Annotated in this window: 18 protein-coding genes; 10 read left to right on the forward strand and 8 right to left on the reverse strand. The window is 54.3% G+C overall.

Annotation, left to right across the window (positions count from 1 at the left end; all coding sequences use genetic code 11):
- Both spoIIP and asnS read left to right on the forward strand, forming a co-directional pair.
- Nucleotides 1–750 (forward strand): stage II sporulation protein P (gene spoIIP / locus ACMLHZ_RS13440; protein WP_418668186.1); only part of this gene is annotated, 750 nt, incomplete at its 5' end.
- A 537-nt stretch (nucleotides 751–1,287) separates the two neighbouring features.
- Nucleotides 1,288–2,673 (forward strand): asparagine--tRNA ligase, encoded by a 1,386-nt coding sequence (asnS, locus tag ACMLHZ_RS13445; protein WP_418668187.1) that lies wholly within the window; start codon nucleotides 1,288–1,290, stop codon nucleotides 2,671–2,673.
- Nucleotides 2,674–2,922: 249 nt separating this feature from the next.
- Here asnS and ACMLHZ_RS13450 read toward each other — a convergent pair whose 3' ends face one another.
- The 6 genes from ACMLHZ_RS13450 to ACMLHZ_RS13475 are packed head-to-tail and all read right to left on the reverse strand — an operon-like array spanning nucleotide 2,923 to nucleotide 10,117.
- Complete coding sequence (locus ACMLHZ_RS13450; protein ID WP_418668188.1) at nucleotides 2,923–3,912, reverse strand: carbohydrate kinase family protein; 990 nt, start codon at nucleotides 3,910–3,912, stop codon at nucleotides 2,923–2,925.
- Between the two features lie 18 nt (nucleotides 3,913–3,930).
- The gene (locus ACMLHZ_RS13455; RefSeq protein WP_418668189.1) at nucleotides 3,931–5,493 is read right to left on the reverse strand and encodes a sulfatase; all 1,563 of its coding nucleotides are present in this window, start codon (nucleotides 5,491–5,493) and stop codon (nucleotides 3,931–3,933) included.
- A complete protein-coding gene (locus tag ACMLHZ_RS13460) occupies nucleotides 5,490–6,977 on the reverse strand; it encodes a glycoside hydrolase family 32 protein (RefSeq protein ID WP_418668190.1) in 1,488 nt (495 codons plus the stop codon). Before ACMLHZ_RS13460 ends, ACMLHZ_RS13455 begins: the two co-directional genes overlap by 4 nt.
- A gap of 25 nt (nucleotides 6,978–7,002) precedes the next feature.
- Nucleotides 7,003–7,848, reverse strand: a complete 846-nt coding sequence (locus ACMLHZ_RS13465) for a carbohydrate ABC transporter permease (protein WP_418668191.1) — start codon at nucleotides 7,846–7,848, stop codon at nucleotides 7,003–7,005.
- Complete coding sequence (locus ACMLHZ_RS13470) at nucleotides 7,845–8,723, reverse strand: carbohydrate ABC transporter permease (RefSeq protein ID WP_418668192.1); 879 nt, start codon at nucleotides 8,721–8,723, stop codon at nucleotides 7,845–7,847. Before ACMLHZ_RS13470 ends, ACMLHZ_RS13465 begins: the two co-directional genes overlap by 4 nt.
- Before the next feature lie 38 nt (nucleotides 8,724–8,761).
- Nucleotides 8,762–10,117: a sulfatase gene (locus tag ACMLHZ_RS13475; RefSeq protein WP_418668193.1), complete on the reverse strand. Its 1,356-nt coding sequence runs from the start codon at nucleotides 10,115–10,117 to the stop codon at nucleotides 8,762–8,764.
- Nucleotides 10,118–10,400: 283 nt separating this feature from the next.
- Between ACMLHZ_RS13475 and ACMLHZ_RS13480 the strand changes: the two genes are divergently transcribed.
- The 3 genes from ACMLHZ_RS13480 (at nucleotide 10,401) to ACMLHZ_RS13490 (ending at nucleotide 14,439) form a co-directional block, all read left to right on the forward strand.
- Nucleotides 10,401–11,387, forward strand: a complete 987-nt coding sequence (locus ACMLHZ_RS13480) for a LacI family DNA-binding transcriptional regulator (RefSeq protein ID WP_418668194.1) — start codon at nucleotides 10,401–10,403, stop codon at nucleotides 11,385–11,387.
- A 315-nt stretch (nucleotides 11,388–11,702) separates the two neighbouring features.
- Nucleotides 11,703–13,037, forward strand: a complete 1,335-nt coding sequence (locus ACMLHZ_RS13485; RefSeq protein WP_418668195.1) for an ABC transporter substrate-binding protein — start codon at nucleotides 11,703–11,705, stop codon at nucleotides 13,035–13,037.
- 46 nt (nucleotides 13,038–13,083) lie between these two features.
- Entirely contained in the window at nucleotides 13,084–14,439 is a 1,356-nt protein-coding gene (locus tag ACMLHZ_RS13490; RefSeq protein ID WP_418668196.1) for a glycoside hydrolase family 172 protein, read from the forward strand.
- Nucleotides 14,440–14,566: 127 nt separating this feature from the next.
- On the opposite strand, the gene ACMLHZ_RS13495 is transcribed toward ACMLHZ_RS13490, so the two are convergent.
- Both ACMLHZ_RS13495 and ACMLHZ_RS13500 read right to left on the reverse strand, forming a co-directional pair.
- Complete coding sequence (locus ACMLHZ_RS13495; RefSeq protein ID WP_418668197.1) at nucleotides 14,567–16,012, reverse strand: MFS transporter; 1,446 nt, start codon at nucleotides 16,010–16,012, stop codon at nucleotides 14,567–14,569.
- 13 nt (nucleotides 16,013–16,025) lie between these two features.
- The gene (locus tag ACMLHZ_RS13500; protein WP_418668198.1) at nucleotides 16,026–16,982 is read right to left on the reverse strand and encodes an alpha/beta fold hydrolase; all 957 of its coding nucleotides are present in this window, start codon (nucleotides 16,980–16,982) and stop codon (nucleotides 16,026–16,028) included.
- A 359-nt stretch (nucleotides 16,983–17,341) separates the two neighbouring features.
- On the opposite strand from ACMLHZ_RS13500, the gene hflK reads away from it, so the two are divergent.
- The 5 genes from hflK (at nucleotide 17,342) to ACMLHZ_RS13525 (ending at nucleotide 23,304) form a co-directional block, all read left to right on the forward strand.
- Nucleotides 17,342–18,310 (forward strand): FtsH protease activity modulator HflK, encoded by a 969-nt coding sequence (gene hflK / locus ACMLHZ_RS13505; protein ID WP_418668199.1) that lies wholly within the window; start codon nucleotides 17,342–17,344, stop codon nucleotides 18,308–18,310.
- Nucleotides 18,311–18,324: 14 nt separating this feature from the next.
- Nucleotides 18,325–19,197, forward strand: a complete 873-nt coding sequence (hflC, locus tag ACMLHZ_RS13510; protein WP_418668200.1) for a protease modulator HflC — start codon at nucleotides 18,325–18,327, stop codon at nucleotides 19,195–19,197.
- 255 nt (nucleotides 19,198–19,452) lie between these two features.
- Nucleotides 19,453–20,865, forward strand: a complete 1,413-nt coding sequence (locus ACMLHZ_RS13515; RefSeq protein WP_418668201.1) for a sugar transferase — start codon at nucleotides 19,453–19,455, stop codon at nucleotides 20,863–20,865.
- Between the two features lie 26 nt (nucleotides 20,866–20,891).
- The gene (locus ACMLHZ_RS13520; protein WP_418668202.1) at nucleotides 20,892–22,244 is read left to right on the forward strand and encodes a hypothetical protein; all 1,353 of its coding nucleotides are present in this window, start codon (nucleotides 20,892–20,894) and stop codon (nucleotides 22,242–22,244) included.
- Nucleotides 22,219–23,304: a glycosyltransferase family 1 protein gene (locus ACMLHZ_RS13525; protein ID WP_418668203.1), complete on the forward strand. Its 1,086-nt coding sequence runs from the start codon at nucleotides 22,219–22,221 to the stop codon at nucleotides 23,302–23,304. The genes ACMLHZ_RS13520 and ACMLHZ_RS13525 overlap by 26 nt, the downstream gene beginning before the upstream one ends.
- Nucleotides 23,305–23,307 lie beyond the last annotated feature (3 nt).

A 23,307-nucleotide genomic window follows, 5' to 3' on the forward strand; every position in this document is an offset into this window, starting at 1 on the left:
GGAGTGTATGTGCCCTGCGGGGCAGGCACCATTAAAAACTGCACCGGCCTTTCGGCCGAAGAGGTGGCCGGGGCCGCTGGGGCGGGGCTGCCCTTTGCCATAGAGCAGGGCAGCGATGAGCCCCAGGTGCTGATCATGCACACCCATGCCACCGAGAGCTATGAGCTGGAGGACAACGGCTGGTATGACCCGGAGTACACCGCCCGCCGCACCGACACGGCGCTGAACATGGCGGCGGTGGGGGCAAAGATCGCCGAACAGCTGAACGCCGCGGGCATTGTGACCCTGCAGGACACCACCCTGCACGACTACCCCAGCTACAACGGCAGCTACGAGCGCTCGAACGCCACGGTGCGGGGATACCTTGAGAAATACCCCAGCATCAAGGTGGTGCTGGACGTGCACCGGGACGCCATTGAACACGACGGAAAACGGGTGAAGGCGGTGGCGGAGGTGGAGGGCCGGCAGGCGGCGCAGGTGATGATCATCTGCGGGGCGGACAAAAACGGCAACCTGCCGAACTTTAAAAAAAACCTGGGCTTTGCTGCCGCCTGGGAGAACGCCATGGAGAGCCGCTACCCCGGCCTGACCCGGCCGGTGCTGTTTGATTACCGGTATTACAACCAGGACCTGACCACCGGCAGCCTGCTGATCGAGATGGGCAGCCACGGCAACACCCTGGCCGAGGCCCAGTATTCCGGCGAATTGGTGGGCAGGGCCCTGGCGGGACTGTTCACCGAGGGGGCGTAGGCATGCGGTGGAGCAGCAGGAGCTTAGCTTTGGGCTCTCCGGGAATGCCGCCCTTGCAACACGGCCGTTCCCCATCTGCGATGGGGCCCCGCCGGCCGCGTGGCCTTGCCTGCAAACAGGTGTACAAAAATATCCCACCCACGCGTGAAAACGGGCGAGCACCCCGAAACCGGCTTGACAAGCGGGCTTTGGATGAGGTATAGTAAATTTTATAAAGGCTGTGAAAAAGAGCAGTACGCCGAACAGCAGCGGCAAAGCGAGCGGGGGCCGGTGAGAGCCCCGCCCGGTGCCCGGCGGAAGGAACACTTTGGAGCCGCCGCCCGAACACGCCCGCAGGGGCGCCGGTAGGGTGGGCCGCGCGCGGCGCGTTACAGCCGCACCGCTTGGCGTTTGAGCGGGAAAAGGGGCCGCGCGCAGCGCGCGGCAATTTAGGTGGCACCGCGGATCCGGCAGCGATCCGTCCTAAAGGTTTAGGACGGACCAGGCTGCCGGATTTTTTGTTTGGCCCTTTTAGGGCAGGAAAGGAGAAAACAGAGCATGGAGCGCATCGAAGTGAAAAAGCTGTTTGCCGCACCCCCGGCGGACGGCGCCCAGGTGACCGTGTGCGGCTGGGCCAGAACAGTGAGGGATTCCAAGAACATCGGCTTTTTGGAGCTGAGCGACGGCAGCTGCTTTAAAAACCTGCAGGTGGTGTTTGAGGCGGCAAAGCTGGAAAATTATAAAGAGGTAGCCAAGGCCGGTGTGGGCACCAGCGTGCGGGTGCGGGGCCGGGTGGTGCTGACCCCGGGCGCAAAGCAGCCGCTGGAAATAAACGCCGACAGCGTGGAGCTGCTGGACGTGTGCCCGGCGGAGTACCCGCTGCAGAAAAAGCGCCACAGCGTGGAGTTTCTGCGCACCATGCCCCACCTGCGCCCCCGCACCAACACCTTTGCGGCGGCGTTCCGGGTGCGCAGCGCGGCGGCCTATGCCATTCACAGGTTCTTCCAGCAGGAGGGCTTTGTGTATGTGCACACCCCGCTGATCACCGGGTCGGACTGCGAGGGGGCGGGCGAGATGTTCCGGGTGACCACCCTGGACCCGAGCGACCCGCCCCGCACCGAGGACGGCCGGGTGGACTTTGGCCAGGACTTTTTTGGCCGGGCCACCAACCTGACTGTGTCGGGCCAGCTGGAGGGCGAGGCCATGGCCATGGCCTTTGGCAAGGTGTACACCTTTGGGCCCACCTTCCGGGCCGAAAATTCCAACACGCCGCGGCACGCCGCCGAGTTTTGGATGATCGAGCCCGAGATGGCCTTTGCGGATCTTGCCGATTATATGGACAACGCCGAGGCCATGGTGAAATATGTGATTGGGTATGTGCTGGAGCAGTGCCCGGACGAGATGGCTTTCTTTAACCAGTTCTTCGACAAGGGCCTGCTGGAGCGGCTGAACGCCCTGGTGAACGCCGAATTTGTGCGGCTGAGCTACACCGAGGCGGTGAAGCTGCTGGAACAGCACAACGACGCCTTTCAGTACAAGGTGGCGTGGGGCACCGACCTGCAGACCGAGCACGAGCGCTTTTTGACCGAGCAGATCTACCAAAAGCCGGTGTTCGTGACCGACTACCCCAAGGAGATCAAGAGCTTTTATATGCGCCAGAACGAGGACGGAAAGACCGTGGCCGCCGCCGACATGCTGGTGCCCGGTGTGGGCGAGCTGATCGGGGGCAGCCAGCGCGAGGAGCGCCTGGAGGTGCTGAAAGCCCGCATGGCCGAGCTGGGCCTGGGCGAGGCCGATTACGAGTGGTACCTGGACCTGCGCCGCTTCGGAAGCGCAAAGCACGCGGGTTACGGCCTGGGCTTTGAGCGGCTGATCATGTATCTCACCGGCATCCCCAACATCCGGGACGTGATCCCTTTCCCCCGCACGGCCGGCGGGTTTTGAGCCTTAAAAACAAAGGGCCCGTTCTGAGTTGACCGGATCGGACTGACTGTTCAGAAAAAGGCAAGCTTTCCGCTGTGCAGGTTTGGCTATAGTTCGTTCATGGCAATTTTGGCCCATAAGAAAAAATGAGGCGGGTTTCCCCAAAGGGGACGCCCGCCTCATTTTTTCATTTTTGGCTGTTTTTCAACGACGCCCTGTTTTTCGGCTTTTTGAGCCGCGGCTGCCTTTTGAGCTTGGCCGCGACAGGATTTAAAGGGCATCCAATGTTGGGCGGAATTTCACATGAGGATTTTTTTGGATCAAAGCATCGGCCTGGTGAGCAAACGGCATGGAACGCAAGCCGCCTTTTTGGGTGGTAACAAGGGCTGCGACAGCACTGGCGCGCTGCATTAAGAACAAAGCGTCTGTGCCGCATGCGGGCAACCCCTGCGACAAAATCACATCCAGGCAGGCGGCAATAAATGCATCGCCGGCCCCTGTTGTGTCAATGGTGGGGACATCCTGGTAACAAGGATGCCAACAGGAAAGCTGCCGGGTAAAAAGAAAAGCGCCGTTTAGACCGCAGGTAATAAATATTGCCGCAGCGCTTACCTGCCGGAGCAGCCGCCGTGCCCCCTCCTGGGGAGAAGTGCCCTTGCCGAAAAGAAATTCCACTTCGTAATCCGACATTTTGATGATGTCGGCATATTTCAAGACCTCCCACATTGCTTTTCGGGCAGCGGCAGCGTTCGGCCACAGAGAGAGCCGAAGATTGGGGTCTACGGAAATTGTGACATGCGCCTTTTTGCACAGGTCCAATGCTTTTAGTGTTGCGCTGCGGGAAGGCTGGGCTGTCAGGGAAAGTGTTCCGCAGTGAAAGATCCGGCAGGTACGCAATAAATCTTCCGGCAGATCTTCGGCAGTCAGCCTGGTATCTGCGCAATGCGTGCGATAAAAGCTGAAGCTGCGTTCGCCCGAGCTGTCCAGATGGACAAAGGCCAAGGTGGTGGGATGGCGCTCGTCCGGCGCAATGCCGCAAAGGGAGACACCGTATTCTGCAAGAGTTTGGGATAAAAATGATCCAAAGGCATCCTTTCCCACCTTGCCCAAAAAAGCGGCTTTTCGGCCTTGCTTGGCAAGATATACGGCAACGTTGCAAGGGGCCCCGCCCGGGTTTGCTTCAAATTGAAGGTTTTGTGCGGCGCCGGGCAGAGAAGTGAAGTCGATCAGCACCTCTCCCAAGGTGATGATATCAAACATATTTGCTCCTTTCTGTGATCAGTGCATTCCCAGGAAATAAAGGTCCCGCGGGGTTTTGGGCCAGTCCTGCCGAATGAGCTGCTCCAGCAATTCGTCCTTGAGCCGCTGCTTGATATGCTGAAAGCTCGGGTCCTGGGCTAAATTGTGCTGCTCATCGGGGTCACACGCCAGATCGAACAGCTGCTCGCCGGAGTTTCCGGCGTAGTAGGTGTAGCGATAGCGTTTTGTGCGAATGGTGCGGGCCCAGTCGGTATATTCGAAGGACCAGATGGCATTGTAGCTTTCCACGTAAGCGGCCTGCCGCAAAGACAGGGGGGCGCCTTGGCACAGGGGGACCAACGAGGCTCCATGTGTGCACCGGGCATCGGCCGGGTCCAGCTTCAGATAAGGGCCGAAAGAGGGGAGCGGTTCAGGGTGCGCGCCTGCCAAATCCAGGATCGTGGGGCAGATATCTTCCAGTTGCGCCAGCTCATCACAGACGACCCCGGGAGTGAAGCCAGGGCCGCACAAGACCAGCGGAACACGGATGCAGGCATCGTAGTGGCGTTCTTCCTTAAAATAAAAACCGTGGTCACCCAACAAGTCTCCGTGATCGGAAGTAAATAAGAGATAGGTGTTTTGGTCAAGCTTCGCTTTTTGCAAAAAGCCGCGCAGTTTCCCCAGCTGTTCATCCAGGTGGATCAAATCGGCGAAATAGCATTTTCGGCCATACGCATCGTTGGGAAGGTGGAATTCCTGCTGGCGTTTAAAATAAGCGGGCGCATGGGGGTCAACATGCCATTCGGCCGCAACGGGCGGGGGGATCTGAGTTTCGTCTACCAGCGCCAGATATTCTGCGGGCGCGCAGTACGGATTGTGCGGCTGCACATAGCTGATCTGCGCAAAAAACGGCTGCTGAACATCCTGCTGCTCTAAAAAGGCGAGAGCGTGTTCTGTGATCCACTCGGTTTGAGACACCTCTTTTGGAAAGGGCAGCGTATAGGCGCGGAAGGAATTTTCGGGGTGCTCGCTTCGGCAGAGGTCCCAATCTTTTTGGAGGGCGCGGATGCGGGCGCCCAGGTCCTGCTGATCGGGGCCATAGCTCTGGAAGGCGGGAAGATAATCGGCCCAGATCGTGCAGAGGGCGGCCTCGTAATATTCCGGGTGGGTCTGCTTTACCCAGTCCAGCCATTCGCCGCCGCGGCTGTCTTCGGTGATGTGTGTCACATCAAACCCATAGGCGTGATAGTCCACATCAAAACCGGCAGCATGGGGAACAAAGTGAAGCTTGCCGAAAGCTGAGGTCTTGTATCCCGCTTTTTGCAGCTGTTTCATAAAGGTGGGCAATGCAGAGGACAGACCATAACCATTTTCCAGGACCCCGTGACCGCGCGAGGTGAGCCCCGTTGCAATGGTGGAGCGGGCAGGGCAGCAAACCGGATTGCTGGTAATGGCATTGCAAAACCGTACCCCCTCTTGCTGCAGCCGCCGGAAATTGGGCAGGGGGCAAATGCTGTTTTTTAGGGCCAGCTCCAGCCATTTGGCCGAAAGCTGATCCACCATCCATAAAATAATATTGGGATGCGATGTTTGTTTGTTCACCATATTCCCTCCATCTTCCAGGTCTCGGCCTTCACACAGGCCTCGCCCTGATCGGCCCACAAGTAAATTGTTTGCCGGGGCTGTGTGGGGTATATAAGATCGCTCATACAGGTAAGACCATTGTCTGTGAACAGTTCTATGGAGCACACGTCGGAGAACAGATGCAGCACGCAGGCGGACCCCTGCAGCAAAAGGCGGCAGCTTTTTTGACCCTGGCTGTATTCGTCGGAATGGGTGCGGTCAAAGGTCAGCAGCTGGTTGGCAAGGTCCAACACCACAAGGGTCTGCCGGGACTGGTCTGCCCGGAGCGCCAGCCGCAGTGTTTTGGCGGTGGTGCGGGTCAGGTCGACGGTAAGCTTCAATTCAAACGAGATGGGGTCGAACGCCGGGATCTCCTGTTTGCTGTTTCCCAGGCGGGGAGCAGAAAAGGTCAAGGGGTGGCTTCGCAGCTGGCGCAGAGCGGGCGCGGGTTCACTGACGATCCGGTGCTGGGCGTCCAGCGAAAGTTTCCGGGGCAAAGCCATACAGCCGCACCAGTTCTCCTGCGGACCGGTGGGGCCGAAGTCTCTCCACCAGGGCATCCAATCCCAAGCGTTCTGCCAGGCAAATTGGAAGGTGTTGCCCAGAGCATCGCGCAGCGTTTGCGGAGCGTACCACTCCATGCCCCAGTCCAGCTCTCCCTCTGTTTGCTTTATAAAGCGGGGCGTTGTGAAATCCATCTCGCCCACCCAATATACAGCCTTTCGCTGGCCGCTGAACATGGGCGAAAAGGTCATGACCCATTTCCCGTCCAGCTCAAAAAGGTCCAAGCATTCCCACATGGTCCCGTATTCGCCGTTTGAACGGGCGAATACGCCCTGATAGGTCCAATGGATAAGGTCGTCGGAACGATAAAGCAAGGCGCAGGCGTCGCCCCCCTGCCAAGCGCCTGCCCCCAGGGAAGAACCCAGCACCATATAATAGCGCCCGTCATGCTCCAGGATACGGGGGTCGCGAAAATCAGAGGAAAATCCGGCAGGCGGCAATGAGATCAGCGGGTTGTTTGGACTTTTGGAAAAGGTCAGGCCGCCGTCATGGCTTTCGGCCATACATTGCGTTTGCACAAAGCCCTGACCGTGGTTGGCGGTGCCGGTATAAAAGGCGTACACTGTATTTCCTTTGTACAGGGTAGAACCGGAAAAGACGCCCCCTTGCGGGTGATCGTCGTAGGGCTCGCTGGGGGCCAAGGCAATGGGAAGATGCTCCCAATGCACCAGATCCCTGCTGGCCGCGTGCCCCCAATGAGCGCAGCCCCATTGGGCGGAATAAGGATGATGCTGATAATACAGATGATATTGCCCGTTGTGATACATACATCCGTTGGGATCGTTGATCCAGTAAGCGGGAGCCATAAAGTGGTACTTCTGACGAAAACGCCCGTTCATAGAAGCGGTCATTTTATTTACAGATGCCTGTGCCTGTTTTATCCGGTCTTGATGGGTCATAAAAAATACTCCTTTTACAGGTGGTCTAGCCTTTGACGGCGCCGGCAGTCATGCCGTCTACAATATATCGTTGAAAAAAGCCAAAGAAAACGAGCTGCGGGACAATGATCAGCATACTGGCGGCAACAATGCCGGCGTTGTCTACACTGTAAGCGCCTTTAAACATGGAAGCGCCCATGGAAAGCGTATACATTTCCGCCCTTTGAAGCAGTACGGATGCGATGGGGTACTCGTTCCAGATATACAATACATTAAATACGAGCACGGTGAACAGGACCGGTTTTGCCATAGGGGCAATGATCCGGGTGCAGAGCTGAAACAGCGTGCAGCCGTCGATCAGACATGCTTCCTCGATCTCCCCGGGAATCCCTTTGAAAAAGTTTACGAGCAGTAAGGTGTTAAAGGACAATTGGGTAGCGATGTATGGAAGGATCAGCGCCCAAAACGTATTGTAAAGCTTAAACCAGACGGCCAGCCGATAGACGGGAAACAGCAGGATGAAAGGAGAGATCATAAGCCCCATCAACAGATATTGATTGAGACTTTTCTGCAGGAGACGATTTTTGAATACCATGCGGCTTAAGGCGTAAGAACTCATAAAGGAGACGATCAAAGCAATGCCTACGGCCATAACGGCAACAAAAATGGTGTTCAGATACATTTTAGGAATGTTTAAAGTTTCCAGAGCGCGGGTGTAATTTTCAAAAGAAAAAGAGGAAGGCAGGGAAAGGGGCGATTCGAAGATCTCGCTGTTGGTTTTGAAGCTCATCAGAAGGGTCCAGATCAAGGGGACGATCATGAGCAAGGTTACAAGATAAACGACGAGGTTGGAAAAAAACCGGGATAAACGACCTCCGGCTGAGTTTGTCATGCCGCATCCTCCTTTTGGTTCGTGGCCTTGGTATACAGGACGGAAAGGATCAGTGTGATGGCAAAAGTGACCGTGGCAAGCGCCATGCCGTAGCCGTATTCACCGCTGCTGAAAGCAATGTTGTAAGAATAGGTGACCAATACCTCCGATAGGTGGTTGGGGCCGCCGTTGGTGAGCTGGACCACGAATTCAAAAATTTTAAACACACCTGTGATCACAAGAAGGATCACGATGGTAAAGGTGCTTTTCATCATGGGGATCGTAATGTGAAGCATACGCGCCCAGCCGGACGCGCCGTCGATCTCTGCGGACTCATAAACTTCAATGGGGATCATATTGAGGCCGGCCACAAAGATCGTGGTAATGTAGCCCAGTTGGCGCCAGAAAAAAATGACGGCATACATATAGGGGGAGAGGACGGTGCCCCCGATCCAAAGCTGTATCCAACCTTCCAAACCGAGCCTTTGCAGCAGGGCGTTGAGAGCGCCGATCTCGGGGTCTAAAATATAAAGCCACAGGATGCCGACAATGATGGGGGAGATGATAGCCGGTGAAAAAACCATTGCTTTGCAGGCATTGTTGGCACGGCGCTTTACCCGAAAAAGATTTGCCAATAAGAAACCGAGAGTGGTGAGGGAGAGCAGGGCGAGCACCAAAATGATCGCGGTGTTGAAAAGAGAGATCCAGAAAAAACGATCGTTAAAAACGCGGATGTAGTTGGTAAACCCTAAAAATTTGGGTTTTCCGATGCCGGAATATTTTGTAAAGCTATAAAAAATGGCAATGAACATGGCGGTTACGATGTAGATGGTGTAAAGGAGCAGGGTGGGAAACATCATGAGCGCCAAATTGCGCTTTTTGCTGAGCCAATGCATAAAAAGCCTCCTTTGTTTTTGAGAAAAATGAGAGGTGGTCAGCCCCGATCATCGCTGTCGTAACACGCGATCACGTAAGGGTGGGACGGGTCATAATGGGTTAGGGGGCGGGGAGACGCAACGCGACCGGCCGGCCGGGTGCCGTGCCCGGCCGTGCCCGAGATGGAATCGCCCAGATCCAGGCGGCATTCCTCCAAAAGAGCAAAAAGACCAGCGGCGACATGGGGGTGCTTTTGAAGCAGATCGGTGGTTTCTGAGGGGTCAGAGCGCAAATTGTAAAGTGCATAAAAAGGCGAGCCGTTTTTTGCGCAATGCAGCTTCCATTCCTTTTGCCGCACAGCTTCCAGGCCGTTTTGCCAGTAGTAGAAAAAGGTATCCCGCCCCGGAACAGAAGTATCGCCGTTCAGCAGATCGGAAAGATCCAGACTGTCGATACGGCGGCCGGGCGGCGGCCGGACGCCTGCCAGGTGCGCCAGACTGGAATAAAAATCGAGATTGCTGCAAATGCCGCTGTACCGACCCGGCGAAATGTGCCCTGGCCAGTACAAAAGGCACGGTACACGCTGGCCGCCCTCCCAGGTGCTTCCTTTTGCGCCGCGCAGCGCTCCGTTTGAAGGCCCGTGGTCGCAGCGGGATCCGTTGTCAGAGGTGAAGATGATCAGGGTGTTCTTTTCCAGGCCCAGGCGGTGCAGTTCATGCAGCAGCTCGCCCAGGGCCCAGTCGATCTCTTCCACACAGGCGCCATAAGCCCCGTTGCGGGAATGCGATAGAAATGCTTTTGGCGCATACAGAGGCACGTGCGGGTGCATGTGAGCAAAGTATAAAAAGAATGGGGCGCCGCGATTGGCCCGCATAAAAGAGAGGCATTGCTCCACATACCTTTGGGTGAGCAGCGTTTGGTCCGGCTGCTGCTGGATCACGGTTTCGTTTTGCAACAGGGGCAGAGGAACGGCCAGCCGCCCGTCGCCCCGCTGGCGCCCCATATCGTTGGAATACGGCAAACCGTAATAAAAATCAAAGCCATGGCGAGAGGGCAAAAACTCAGGCTGATCGCCGCAGTGCCATTTCCCCACCATGCCGGTGTGATAGCCGGCTTGTTTCAGCAGGCTGGCGATCGTAATCTCATTTGGAGAAAGCCCCAAGCCCTGGCCGGGGATCAATACGCAGTTGCCTTCAAATTGACCGAACCCGATCCGGGGTGGGTAACACCCGGTAAGCAAGGCGCCGCGGGAAGGAGAACATACAGGAGACGCAGCATAAAAATCTGTGCACAGAATGCCGTTTGCGGCCAGATGATCGGCATAAGGGGTACGATGCAGGCGAGAGCCGCAGCAAGCCAGATCGCCATACCCCAAATCGTCACAGTTGACCAAAATGATATTTGGCTTGGACAAGCACATTCACCCCCCGAGGTTGACCGCGCTGTGGGTTTTCTCAGCTAAATTATAACACCACAAAAAAATAATTGTCAACCGGTTGCTAAATGTTTTGGCCCAAATAATACAATAAAAATATGTACAAAACGCCGAAAAAATTGCGATATTAAAGGAGAAAAACCGGAGAAAATGAAGGAAACCTTGGAAAAAGGAGCAAAAAATGCAAAAAGATAATTGACATAGTGTTGACAACGATGCGGTTTTATTTTATGATAAAATCAAAACAACAAGGGGGAGTTGTATGGCGCCGAACATAAAAGATGTGGCGGAGCGTGCGGGCGTATCGGTGACAACTGTGTCCCGTGTGTTGAACAACAGGGGAAGCATTTCCGAAAAGACCCGCACGAAGGTAAGCCAGGTCATGAAAGAGCTGAATTATTACCCCAACCAGCTGGCGATCAATTTGTTCAAACAGCGCACGATGCTGGTGGGGCTGATCGTGCCGGATGTCAGCCACCCGTTTTTTGCAGCGGAAGTGAAGTATGTGGAATGCGCGCTGCAAAAACGCGGGTACCGGCTGCTGCTGTGCAATGCGGAAGAAAACAACAACCGGGAACGCGAATATTTTGAGATGCTTCAGTGCAACAAGGTGGATGGTGTGATCGTTGCCAGCCATACGCTGGATCTGGACTTTTACAGCCAGGTGAATTTGCCCATTGTGGCGTTGGACCGCTATTTGGGACGCAACGTGCCGACTGTATCGGCGGATCATGAACAGGGCGGGCGGCTGGCGGCGCAGGAGCTTTTGGAGAAGGGATGCCGGCGGGTGGTCCAGATCGCGGGCTGCAGCGCGGTGTCCACGCCTTCCAACCGACGCCATGAGGTGTTTGAGGAAATATTAAAAAAGCATGATGTGGAGTGCAAAACGACCGAGCTTCCGTTGAATGCCTTTGACTTTAAGGACTATCTGGCTTTTTCCCGCCAGATCCTGCAGCAAAACTCCTGGATCGACGGGGTGTTTGCGGTGGATCATGTTGCCTGCGCCGTAAAAAAGGTTGCGGTGGATCAAGGCATCTCCATTCCGGATGACTTGAAGATCGTGGGATACGACGGCACTGCGGAAGCATTTATGGGGGAAAAAGTTCTCACGACAGTGGCGCAGCCGATTGAAAAAATAGCGCGCACGGCAGTGGAGACCTTACTGGAGATGATCTCCGACAGGGAGTTTTTTTCTCCCAGTACCCACATCAAGCTTCCGGTACGGCTGTTGAAGGGAGAAACGACATAATAAACAACGATTGCAAAAACTCGTTTCCGGCAAGCGCATATGCGCCTTCGCCGGAAACGAGTTTTTTGCGCCTTGCAACAATAAAAAAATGTCAACCAATTGTAAAAATATACCGGTTTTTTTGCAAAACAACGCGGCATTCGAAAGAGAAGAAAATAGAAATATACAAATTGTAGGGAGATATATTGTGCAAATTAACCCATAAAAAACTGCAATTTGCGATTGACAACTGGGCAAAATGATAGTAACATATAAAATGTCAACGGGTTGCATAACCAGTCGTGCACAACAAGGACATTATAAGGAGGATCTGTTATGAAAAGGAAATTGCTATCGGCGATGAGTTTGCTTTTGACCGCGCTTATGCTGGCAGCCTGCGCGGGCGCCCCGGCTGTGGGGCCGCAGCCCCAAAGCGCGGTGCCCGGTGGAGCATCTGCGCAGCCCGCTGATGAGAAGACCGTGATCACGTTTGGGATCCATGTGGCGGACATTGAACAGCAGGAGCCGCAGGTTTATCAAATCCTGCAGGGATTTATGAAGGCGAACCCGGATGTGATGGTGGATGTGATCGCCACTTCCAACGCGGACGAACAGACCACCCAGATGAAACTGGCGGCGGAAGCGGGCAATCTGCCGGATGTGTTCTGGAACAACCCCGCGCCCTCCGAAGAAATGTTTGAAGCGGGATATCTGATGGATCTGAGCGAATTTTTGGACTACGATAAAAAGGTGAATGCGGCAATCGGGGACAAGCTGCATGCGCTGAGCGACAACGGCCCGATTTTGGGACTGCCGTATCAAAAGCTGGTAACAGGATTCTGGATCAACAAGGACGTATTTGTGGAAAATGGTCTGCAACCCCCCACGAACGGTACCACGTTTGAAGAATTTATGGCTATGGTGGAAACCTTGAACAGCAAGGGGGTCACAACGATCTCGAATGGGGCGAAAACACCGTACAGTGTATGGGCGTTTTTGTCTGCTTGGGTGCGGTATGGCTTTTTTGACCATGTGGAAAAAATCAACGCAGGGAAAGAAACCTGGACGAATGAAGATTTTGTACATTATTTTGAGATGATCGATAAGCTTCGTGTGGCAGGGGCGTTTCCCGCAAATATTACCACACAGGATTACTTCCAGGGAAAAGATGCGTTCTTCAATGGCAAAGCGGCCATGCTGGATTCCGGCCAGTGGGACTCGGCTGAGATCAACGCACATTTGGGAGAGGCCGGAGGTTTCTGGTGGGGACCTGTGTTTGAGGATGGCGCGGGCCCGCAGCAGATGGGCATGGGGGCCTTTACAAACAACATTCGCGTGAGTGCCGGAGTGGGTGAGGATGAAAACAAAAAGAATGCGGTGTTCCGCTTTTTGAGTTACTGGCTTAGTGAGGAAGCCGATGCGATCCGTGTGAGCTACGGCACAAACCCGCTGGTCACCAACCCTGACGTGGAGGTGGAGAATGCCGCATACCGTGCGATGCTGGCCGCTTTGAGCGAAGAAGGCTGGGAATTCAGCCCCCGGCAGCCGGACCTGGTGGTGAGCAGCGCGGTGCAAAATGCAATGTACGACGCGATTTACGGCGTAATGTCCGGCATTTACACGCCGCAGCAGGCTTGTGAAGCCATTCAGGCGGTACAGGAGAGAGAATGATCGCGCACGTCTCTGTTTTCCGGAGACTGCCATGTGGAGGTAATTTATGGTGACCGGATTATTTCAAGACCTGACCCATATCACAAAGGCCAGAAACGGGCGTTTGGCAAGTTGGGACCAACGGGGGCAGAACCAGGATTATTGGGAGATCCCGGCGGGAGAAGCCATTACACTGGGCGAGATCGAAGGTCCCGGCTGTATCAATCATATCTGGATGACCTCATCCTGCCGGAGAGTGAAGAAACCGTCGATTTTGGACCCTGAATTGCAGGCGACGGCCGCGCCTGTCATGGAGATCCACCCGGCGCTGGGCGTGATATGGGACGAGTACGACCCCTACTATTACCGCAAGGCGCTGATAAGGATCACATGGGATGATCAGAAGACGCCAAGCGTGCTGGCGCCCCTGGGGGATTTTTTCTGCATCGGGAACTGCTGGCCGGGCAACTTTACATCCCTGCCGTTCAATGTATCGTTGAAGCCGGAGGAAGCTGGCCGCTATGGAGCGCCTTGTTCGGTATCGTGCTATTTCCCCATGCCGTTTAATAAAAGAGCGAAGATCGAGATCGTGAATGAAAACGACGTGCCGTTTATCCTTTACTTCAACATTGATTACGAGATGTATCCCCAGCCGCTTGGCCCGGAGACCGCTTATTTCCACGCAAGCTGGCATCGGGAAAACCCCTGCAAAGGATGGGGGCCTGAAATTCAAGTGAATTCGCCCGAGGTGAACATGGTAAGCAACCTGAAGGGTGAAAACAACTATGTGGTGCTGGAAACCCAGGGGACCGGACACTATGTGGGCTGCAATCTCACGGTCAAGCACTTTCAGGGCAGCTGGTGGGGCGAAGGAAACGACATGTTCTTCATTGATGGTGAGGAATACCCCAGCTTAAACGGAACCGGCACGGAGGATTATTTTAACCACGCATGGGGGATGCAGCGCAACGCGTTTCCTTTTTTTGGAACCATCGTGCACGAAAGCCAATCCGGCGATTTTCAGGTGTCGTACCGGTTCCACATTACAGACCCGGTACGCTTTGAAAAAAGCATCAAGGTTACGATCGAGCACGGCCACGCCAACCATTTGGCAGATGATTGGAGCTCGACAGCCTATTGGTATCAGCTGCTTCCCACCGCACCGGCATTGACCATCCAGTCGGTGGAAGAGAGACTTCCGGTGGTGCCGCAGCTGCCGCCGAGGCAAGCTGTGAATGTGGAATTAACGAAAGAGCAGCGGGCCGCACGGCAAAGCTATGCCCAGCGCGAAGAGGCGTATTTCCCCAAAAGGGAGAAACAGTTTCGGATCAAAGAGGAAAAGTGCAGAAGAGAATCTCAGCTGAACACAGAGTTTGCGGCGGCGCTTAGAAAACGCTATGATGAAATAAACCAGGAAAAATAAAAAGTTCCCCCCTCCAGAACGATATACTCCCTTTATGAGAGACAGAGAAAAGCTGTCATCATAAAGGGAGTATTGTCATGTCCGAGAAAGGGAACTTGAGCACGGGGGGCGGTTTGCGGCATTAAAATTACCTGGCCCTACCCGTGGATCCAGCGACTTTTTGTTTTTCGTTCCAGTCGTCGATGAAGCTGACGACCTCTTTGTCGTTATAGAAGGCATATACGATCACCGCGAACACCAGGCAGACCGCCGCGATCAGGGCGGTCATGCGCACCCCGCCGTGGGTGGGGTAGCTGTCGGTGGAGCCGAGATACATGGTGTAGGATACGATGGCCGTGACCCCGGCCTGGGAGAGCTTGGTGACGAACTGGCGGGCCGCCACGAACATGCCCGCCCGGTCCTCGCCGGTTTTGATGCGGTCGTACTGAGCCATGTCGGCAAAGGCGGAGGGCGGCAGGATGTTGGTGCAGGCGATGGGGAAGGCCACGCACACCCCGATCAGGATGGCCGCCGCAACGTCGCCCACCATGGCCCCCTCGCCCGCAAGGCTTGCCAGAAAGCCGGGGCCCAGAGGCGCGGTGCTGATGGCCCGGGAGATCGGGGCGTGGAAATAGATGCCCAGGTAAATGGCCACATAGGCGGCGCAGGCGGCCAGCAGCAGCGGCTTTTTGCCGAAGCGGCGCACCAGGGCGTTCACCAGCGGGTAAGTGCAGATGCCCACCACGATGCTGATGGCCAGCACGATGGTGGCAAAGCTCTCGTTCAGGCCCAGCAGGGTGTCGATGTAAAAGAGCAGCGCGCCGTTGAAAAACGCAAAGCCCGCCTGCATGATGAGATACCCCACCGTCATCACCGCAAAGTTTTTGTAGGCGAGGGTGGTCTTGAGGCTCTGCAAAAGGGGCATGTAGCAGCTCTTGCCCACCACATAGTCCCGCTCGTTGATCAAAAACGAGGGGATGATGGCACAGGCCGCGCCAATGACCGCAAAGATCGCCAGCGCCCAGCGCCAGGCCCACACCGGGGCCAGGCCCGCGCCCTTGAAGCCCCCCACCATGACCGGCAGCGCGTAGATCACCGCGCTGCCCAGAACGAACATGAGGGAGTTGAGGGTGTAAAAGAACACCCGGCGGCGCGTGTCGGTCACGATTTCCTGCTGCAGGGCCATGTAGGGCACGCAGTAGAGGGTGGAGGACATGTAGTAGGCCAGCAGCATCGCGATGACCCAGGCCACGTTGACCCAGCTCACATCGCCCTTTGGCGGGAAGAAGATGAGCAGGCAGGTGATGGCGTAGGGCACGGCGGCCCAGCGCATAAAGGGCAGCCGCCGCCCCTTGGGCGAAGCGCTGCGGTCGCTGATGCTGGCGACCCAGGGGTCGGTGATGGCATCGAAGATGACGCCCACGCCCCGCAAAAGGCCCATCATGCCGGCGGGCAGCAGCAACGGCAGGCCGGAGGCGGGGGTCACATTGAAAAACTTGAGGGTGTAGGTGACGATCAGCCCGCCCAGCACCGCTCGGGCAAATTCGCCCAGGCACAGGCCGAACATGCGGCCGTTCGAGAGTTCTTTTTTCATACAGCGGTCCCCCTTACGCCCATTGCAGCAGCTTTTCGCGCAGCAGCTTTTTGTATTTTTCCGGCTCCTCGGCCATGGGGCCGTGGGCCGAATGCTCGAACCAGATAAGATCCTTGTCCGGCGCCTGGATGGAGTCGAAATAGCTCTGCACCAGGGCGCTGGGGGTGTTGTTGTCGTGCCGGCCCTGGAAGATGTAGAAGGGCATCTCGAACCGGGTGCACTCGGTGGTAAAATCGCACTGGATGGTGCTGGGCCACATGTAGGTCAGGCATTTTTTGTAGCCCCGCGCCAGGCCGATCTTGTCGGTGAAAGAAAACTCCTTGCTGCGGAGCAGCGGCAGGGCGGTGTCGGACCAGTAGGTGCCCTTTTTCATGGAGTGGCCGCCGTATTTTTTCATGATGCGGCGCTGGGCCATCATGCCCTTGAACACCTGCCGGTAACAGCCGTTTACCGGGCGGCCGATCTCCTTTAAAATGCGCACCGACTCGGCGTCCCCGGCTTTTTCCGCCTCGGCCATGGCAAAGTCGTAGCTGATCTCCTCGTTCAAGGCGCCGTTTACCAGCTGCCCACTGCCCACATAACCCGCGATGTGCTGCGGGTGGCGATAACACAGGTAGGTGCCCAGCTCGGTGCCCCAGCTGCCGCCCCAGATGAAGATTTTTTCTTTTCCCAGCTCGCGGCACAGATATTCCACCAGCTCGGCCGCGTCCTGGATGGCCTGGTCCTTGTTTAGGGTCTCGCGCTTTGCGCCCCAGTAAGAGCCGCCGGTGCCCCGCTGGTCCCACGCCACGATGGTGAACGCGTCGCACAGGTCCTTTTCCCGGTTGATCACGCTGTCCCGGTTGCTGATGCCCGGGCCGCCGTGTAAAAACAGCAGCACAGGGTTTGCCAGCTTTTCGCCCCGGATGTGGATCTTCTGCGCAAGGCCGCCCAGGGGCACCTTGCGGATCTCGTCGATCTCGTAGGTCAATTCAATTCCTCCCAACATCGGTTCCGCGCAGGGCCGCCGGGGAACGCCGCAGAGCCGGCGGCACGCGCGGAAAATATGATTATATCCAGTATACCATATCCGGCCAGGGGGGACACAGCCAAAAAGTGCAGGCTGATTTTGGGCGTTTTGCCCCGAAAGGGATCAGGAGTTTGGGATGAAAATGCAAACCATCCCCCAGGGGGAGGGCGTTTTGTGCAAAAGAAAAGACCCCGCACGCAAAAAAAGGGCGCTCGGGGGTCTTGACGTTCCACCCGGTGTAGGGTTTACTTTGAGTACAAGAACATACACAACAGGGCGGCAGCCCCCGCCCGCGAACAACGACAGAAGGAGAGAACGGAATGAAAGTGGATTTCAACCCCTTTGCGGGCGCAAAAATGCCCGATATGAAGCCCGCCGGCGGCAAAAAGCCCCGCATGGGCCGGACGGCTGCAATCGTGGCCGCTGTGGCGGTAGTGGCGGTTCTGGGGTTCAATTCGGTCTACAGCATCAACGAGCAGGAAAATGCGGTGGTGACCACCCTGGGCAGCCCCCAGGCGGTCACGACGCCGGGCCTGCACTTTAAGATCCCGTTCATCCAGCAGGTACGCCGGGTGGACATGACCATCAAAGGGCTGGGCATCGGCTATGTGCCGGGCACGGCAGAGTCCATCCCGGACGAATCGCTGATGATCACCTCAGACTACAACTTCGTGAACGTGGACTTTTTTGTGGAGTACCGCGTGACCGACCCGGTAAAATTTCTGTATTCCAGCCAGCAGCCGGAAATGATCTTGAAAACGCTGGCCCAGAGCTACATCCGCGACACCATCGGCATGTACCCGGTGGACGAGATCATCACCACCGGGAAGAGCCAGATCCAGAGCGAGATCAAGGAAAAGATCATGGCCCGCATGGAAGCGGAGGACGTGGGCGTGCAGCTGGTGAACATCACCATCCAGGACGCAGAACCCCCCACGGCGGAGGTGCTGACCGCCTTTAAAGAGGTGGAAACCGCAAAACAGGGCAAGGAAACCGCGGTGAACAACGCCAACAAGTACCGCTCGGAGCAGCTGCCCGCAGCCGAGGCCCAGGCCGACCAGATCGTGCAGCAGGCCGAGGGCGAACGGCAGGCCCGCATCAACGAGGCCAGCGGCCAGGTGGCGCGGTTTGAATCCATGTACGCCGAGTATATGCAGTACCCGCTGATCACCAAGCAGCGCATGTATTACGAGGCCATGGAAGAACTGCTGCCCGGCATGAAGGTGGTCATCCAGTCGGAAGACGGGGAGACCCTGAACATGTTCAATATGGACGCGGCGCAAGGGTAAGGAGGGAGAACAGAATGAAAAAGACGCTTGTGAAATGGCTGGCTGCGGTGGCAGCCTTGGCCGCGGTGGTGCTGGTGGCGGACAGTATGGTCATCACCCATGAAAATGAGTACAGCGTGATCCGCCAGTTCGGCAAGGTGATGGACGTGCGCAGCACGCCGGGCGTGTCGCTGCGGATGCCCCTGGTGCAGACCGTGACCAAGGTACCGGATACGGTGCTGCTGTACGATCTGCCCCTGTCGGACGTAATCACTCAGGACAAAAAGACCATGGTGGCCGACAGCTTTGTGCTGTGGCGTATCATCGACCCCCAGCTGTTCATCCAAACCCTGAACGGCCAGGTGGGCAGCGCGGAGGCCCGGCTTTCCACCATTGTGTACAACTCGATGAAGAACACCATCAGTTCGCGCACCCAGGCGGACGTGATCAGCGGCCGCGACGGAGAGCTGGCGGCGGATATCAAGGCGGGCGTGGGCGATACCCTGGCCCAATACGGCATTGAGCTGATCGCGGTGGAAACAAAGCACCTGGACCTGCCGGACGACAACAAGGCGGCCGTGTACCAGCGCATGATCAGCGAGCGGGGCAACATTGCCGCCAGCTACACCGCCCAGGGCGAGAGCGAGGCGAAAAAGATCCGCAGCGAGACCGACAAGGAGATCGAGATCATGCTCAGCGAGGCCAGAGCCCAGGCGGAAACGCTGGTGGCCCAGGGTGAGGCCGAGTATATGAAGATCCTGGCGAACGCCTACAACGACCCGGGCAAGGCGGACTTCTACGCCTTTGTGCGCAGCCTGGACGCGGCGAAGACCAGCCTTTCGGGCGGGAACAAAACGCTGTTTTTGACCCCGGATTCCCCGCTGGCACAGGTGTTTTACGGGGAGTAAAAGAAACGACACAAAAGATTAAAACCGTTGCTGGGCCGCCCTTCGGGGCGGCCTGGTTTTTGGCAGGAATGGGAAAAGGGATGGGCTTTTTAAAAGGTTGGAAAAAAGACCAGCAATTGCTTTAAAGATAGAATGGTATTGCTGCTAAATCATGTTAATTGGGAGCGCGGGAGTGGCTTTTTCTGCATTTTATGATATAATTATTATAATTATAATTTTTAGGAAGCTAAAATTGGTAGGATAGGGAGAGATGAGATGATCCGACAAAACCAAAGGTTGGTTAATTTGATCAACCGTTTGCTGGATGCAGTGCTCATCGTGGCGGCTTATTTGTTGGCAAATTGGCTTCGGCTGGACTTCATGGTTCACCGAGATGCTTCTTTAAAAGCGATTTTTGATGCGGAATATACCTCCGCGGCAGTATTGTATGCTTTCATCATGGTGGCTTTGTATTCCCTTCTGCGGCTGTATGGAAGTTTCCGATTTAAAATGTTTTGGCAGGAGTGCCTTACTCTCGCAGCGGCCAATGCGGTTGGGGTGCTGGGGATCGGCGCGGTGCTGTATGTAGTTCGGCTGGAAGATTTTTCACGACTGGTCATTGCGCTGTTCTATGTGTTTTCCACCGGCTTTGTAATTTTAAAACGGGTGGCAACCCGCGCATTGCTGGACCATTACCGCAGTTTGGGGTACAACCAGCGCGCTTTGCTGCTGGTGGGCGGCGGGGAGTTGGCACATCGCTATTATGAAGAGGTAAAAAACAACCCCCAGTACGGTTATTTTTTCATGGGTTATGTGGCGCCGGAGAAGAACCAGTGCATGACGCCTTATTTGGGTGGGTATGAGATGTTCCGCCCTTTTTTGGAGACCCGGAATATTGATGAAGTGGTTATTGCGATGCAGCACACCGAGCGAAAGCAGGTGGGAGATATGATTGCGACCTGCGGACGTTATGGAGCCAAGGTGTCGGTGATCCCGGCATATAACGACTATATTCCAGGACTGCCCAAAATTGAACAGGCCGGCAGCCTGAAGCTGTTTAACGTACGGAGCACGCCGGATAAGGGACCCATCTGGGCAGGTGTAAAACGTGTGATGGATGTGGTGGGAAGTATAATTGGTATTGTCCTTTCCGGTCCGGTCATGCTGGGAGTGGCAGTTGCGGTGAAGAGGTGTGACAGAGGCCCGGTGCTGTTTGTGCAGACGCGGGTGGGAAAGAACGGCAAAGAATTTAAAATGTATAAATTCCGCAGTATGTACATGGATGCGGAAAGCCGCTTGGAGGAATTGAAGAAATATAACCAAGTGAAAGGTCCTGCCTTTAAAATGGAAAATGACCCCCGTGTGACAAAGGTGGGGAAATTTATCCGCAAAACAAGCCTGGATGAATTGCCACAGTTTTTTAATGTTTTAAAAGGGGATATGAGCATTGTAGGCCCCCGGCCCCCCCTGCCGCGGGAGGTGGCGCAATACAGCGACTGGGACTGGGGCCGGCTTGCCGTAAAGCCGGGACTGACTTGCTATTGGCAGATCAGCGGGCGAAGCGATGTGAGCTTTGAGGACTGGATGAAGCTGGATCTCAAGTATGTGGAAGAGCAGAGCTTTTGGACGGACTTGAAGATTTTGTGGAAAACCGTAAGCGTGGTGCTGCACGGAACAGGGGCGTATTGATGAAATAGGGAGTTTATATACATCAGATGAAGGAAAAACTTTATAAAATTTTATTTTATCCACAATCGTTGGGCGGTAGAAAGAAAAATACAGGTTTAGAAAAATTTTTAATGGCTTCTTTGCTATTGCTCCCCTTAATGGATTCGATTATCGGGTATATGTGGACACAAGGAGTACGAGAAAGTATTGTTTTTAAATACCAAGCGGCGGTATGTGCAATATTTTTTACAACTGCACTGGTAACAACAGCCTTGTCTTGGAAGCAGCTTGTATTTTTGGCGGGACTGGTAAGCGTTGGTGCAAGTAGCGTTTTAATAAATAAAGTTTTTTTAAAATCATTTGTTTTTAATACATATGGTTTTATAGGGATTTGTGGAATCGCGTTTGCTATTTCGATTTATAGCCTTATTCAGAAAAGCTTTTTAAGCAAAGATTTTTTCAACCGAAGTATCTTCTATGTCAGTTGGCTGTATCCAATGAGTATTTTGCTTTTATATCCATTTAAAATTGGAAATCAATCGTATTTTTATGGTGAGAAAAGCTTTCTGAACCGAGGGTTCATGGGATTTCACCCTAGCAGCAATGAAATCAATGCCATTCTTATTGTGATGCTGGGGTATGCTCTTTTTAGATTGTACACGCATTTTAATTGGCACGATTTTTTAGCGGTATTCATGAACTTTTATGCAGCGATGCTTATCCAATCCCGCAGCAGCGTAATTTTATGTACGCTTTTAATAATAGTTTATTTTATAGCATTGCTAAAAAACAATCATTACAAGCAAGCGTTTGTACTTTTGCTGGGCCTGACTTTTTGCAGCATGGCATTGATGCCCTCGGTTTGTGAATTTGTATCCGCGCAACGAATAGCATTTGAACGATCGCAAACAAGCGGAGAAAGCTTTTGGCAGTTTATTACGAACGGACGTATTGAAAGGATAGACCAAGAAAGAGAAGCAAATGGCAGTACCGTGCAACAAGAAGATCCCGGTTCCGCTTTATATTCAACTGCCAAGTTACTGGTTGGAACAGCGTTTGGGAATATTGGAAAAAACATGCTGGCAGAGATGGACTTTATAGACGCCTATAAAGGGTTTGGAATATTGGGCGCATTTCTGTTTACAGGTTTTTATAGCTGGCTTGGAATACAAACGTATCTTCGCCAAAAGCATTTTATGCATGTGTTAGGGCTATTGGTCGTTTATGCGTTTTCGTTTGCCACAGGGCATGCGCTCTTTTGCTGGTCGCCAGTGATGTGGCTTTCGGTATTTGCGATAGCTTTAATAGAACAACCTGCCGGGCAGCCTCCGTACTATTGGAAGTACCTGCCGACCTGGCTGAGAAGGTGGATGAATGCTGCGGATACTGCAAGTTGTTAATAAAATGGACCGGGCTGGGTTGGAAACCGCATTGATGAATTATTACCGAAACATAGATCGCAATGTCATTCAATTCGACTTTTTAACCCATCGACCAGACAGCGGTCAATATGATGAAGAAATTCTGGCTTTAGGCGGGAAAATTTATCGGGCGCCTCGGCTGTATCCTCAAAATTATCTGTTGTATTTTAAATGGATGAACAAATTTTGGGCCGAGCATCCAGAATATCAGATTGTGCATAGTCACATTGATGCAATGTCCTATTTGCCGCTCCTGGCTGCTAAAAAGGCGAATATCCCCGTACGGATTGCCCATAGCCACTCCACTGGGATCGACAAGGATTTCAAATATCCGCTTAAGCGGTTGTTTCGGCGGATATTAAAAAATGTGACAACAGAGGAATGGGCTTGCGGAAAAGCGGCAGGGGATTTTTTGTTTTGCAGCCGAAAATTTAGGATTGTTCCGAATCCAATTGAGGCATTCATGTATAGCTTCTCTCCTCAAAAACGGAGCCAGGTGCGAAAAGCACTGGCCGTTGCGGACCAAACCGTCGTTATAGGGCATGTAGGACGATTTTATTATCCTAAGAATCAGTGCTTTTTAGTTCAAATATTTAAAAAGTATCAGGACTTCAATTCCGATAGCAAACTTTTGTTTATAGGGGAAGGAGAATTGGAGCATCAGGTGCGTGAAATGGTGAAAACATTGGAGCTTCAACCCCAGGTGGAATTTTTAGGGGCACGAGGGGACGTTCCGGATATTATGCAGGGGTTAGACATTCTTGTGTTGCCCAGTATATTTGAGGGAGTACCGATGGTGGGACTGGAAGCACAAGCCGCTGGACTGCCCGTGCTTTTATCGAACCGGATTTCCCCAGAAGTAGCCGTGACAGAAAGCTGCACTTTTTTGCCCTTGGAAGAGTCAGAAGAGAATTGGGCATTGAAAATAGATGAGATCGTTCAAAGAAAAGAGAGGTGTGTTTCGCCCGATCTCAAGCAGTACAATGTTCAGAACGCTGCACCAAAGTTACAGAAGATGTATCAGGAGCTTAAGCCCTGAAAG

Source organism: Allofournierella sp. (assembly GCF_048388525.1).
GTDB lineage: Bacteria > Bacillota > Clostridia > Oscillospirales > Ruminococcaceae > BQOK01.

Bases quoted from the DNA above. Each gene is read 5' to 3' on its own strand.
- asnS (WP_418668187.1), top strand. From the start codon at position 1,288: ATGGAGCGCATCGAAGTGAAAAAGCTGTTTGCCGCACCCCCGGCGGAC.
- ACMLHZ_RS13450 (WP_418668188.1), bottom strand. From the start codon at position 3,912: ATGTTTGATATCATCACCTTGGGAGAGGTGCTGATCGACTTCACTTCT.
- ACMLHZ_RS13460 (WP_418668190.1), bottom strand. From the start codon at position 6,977: ATGACCCATCAAGACCGGATAAAACAGGCACAGGCATCTGTAAATAAA.
- ACMLHZ_RS13465 (WP_418668191.1), bottom strand. From the start codon at position 7,848: ATGACAAACTCAGCCGGAGGTCGTTTATCCCGGTTTTTTTCCAACCTC.
- ACMLHZ_RS13470 (WP_418668192.1), bottom strand. From the start codon at position 8,723: ATGCATTGGCTCAGCAAAAAGCGCAATTTGGCGCTCATGATGTTTCCC.
- ACMLHZ_RS13480 (WP_418668194.1), top strand. From the start codon at position 10,401: ATGGCGCCGAACATAAAAGATGTGGCGGAGCGTGCGGGCGTATCGGTG.
- ACMLHZ_RS13485 (WP_418668195.1), top strand. From the start codon at position 11,703: ATGAAAAGGAAATTGCTATCGGCGATGAGTTTGCTTTTGACCGCGCTT.
- ACMLHZ_RS13490 (WP_418668196.1), top strand. From the start codon at position 13,084: ATGGTGACCGGATTATTTCAAGACCTGACCCATATCACAAAGGCCAGA.
- ACMLHZ_RS13495 (WP_418668197.1), bottom strand. From the start codon at position 16,012: ATGAAAAAAGAACTCTCGAACGGCCGCATGTTCGGCCTGTGCCTGGGC.
- hflK (WP_418668199.1), top strand. From the start codon at position 17,342: ATGAAAGTGGATTTCAACCCCTTTGCGGGCGCAAAAATGCCCGATATG.
- hflC (WP_418668200.1), top strand. From the start codon at position 18,325: ATGAAAAAGACGCTTGTGAAATGGCTGGCTGCGGTGGCAGCCTTGGCC.
- ACMLHZ_RS13515 (WP_418668201.1), top strand. From the start codon at position 19,453: ATGATCCGACAAAACCAAAGGTTGGTTAATTTGATCAACCGTTTGCTG.
- ACMLHZ_RS13520 (WP_418668202.1), top strand. From the start codon at position 20,892: ATGAAGGAAAAACTTTATAAAATTTTATTTTATCCACAATCGTTGGGC.
- ACMLHZ_RS13525 (WP_418668203.1), top strand. From the start codon at position 22,219: ATGCTGCGGATACTGCAAGTTGTTAATAAAATGGACCGGGCTGGGTTG.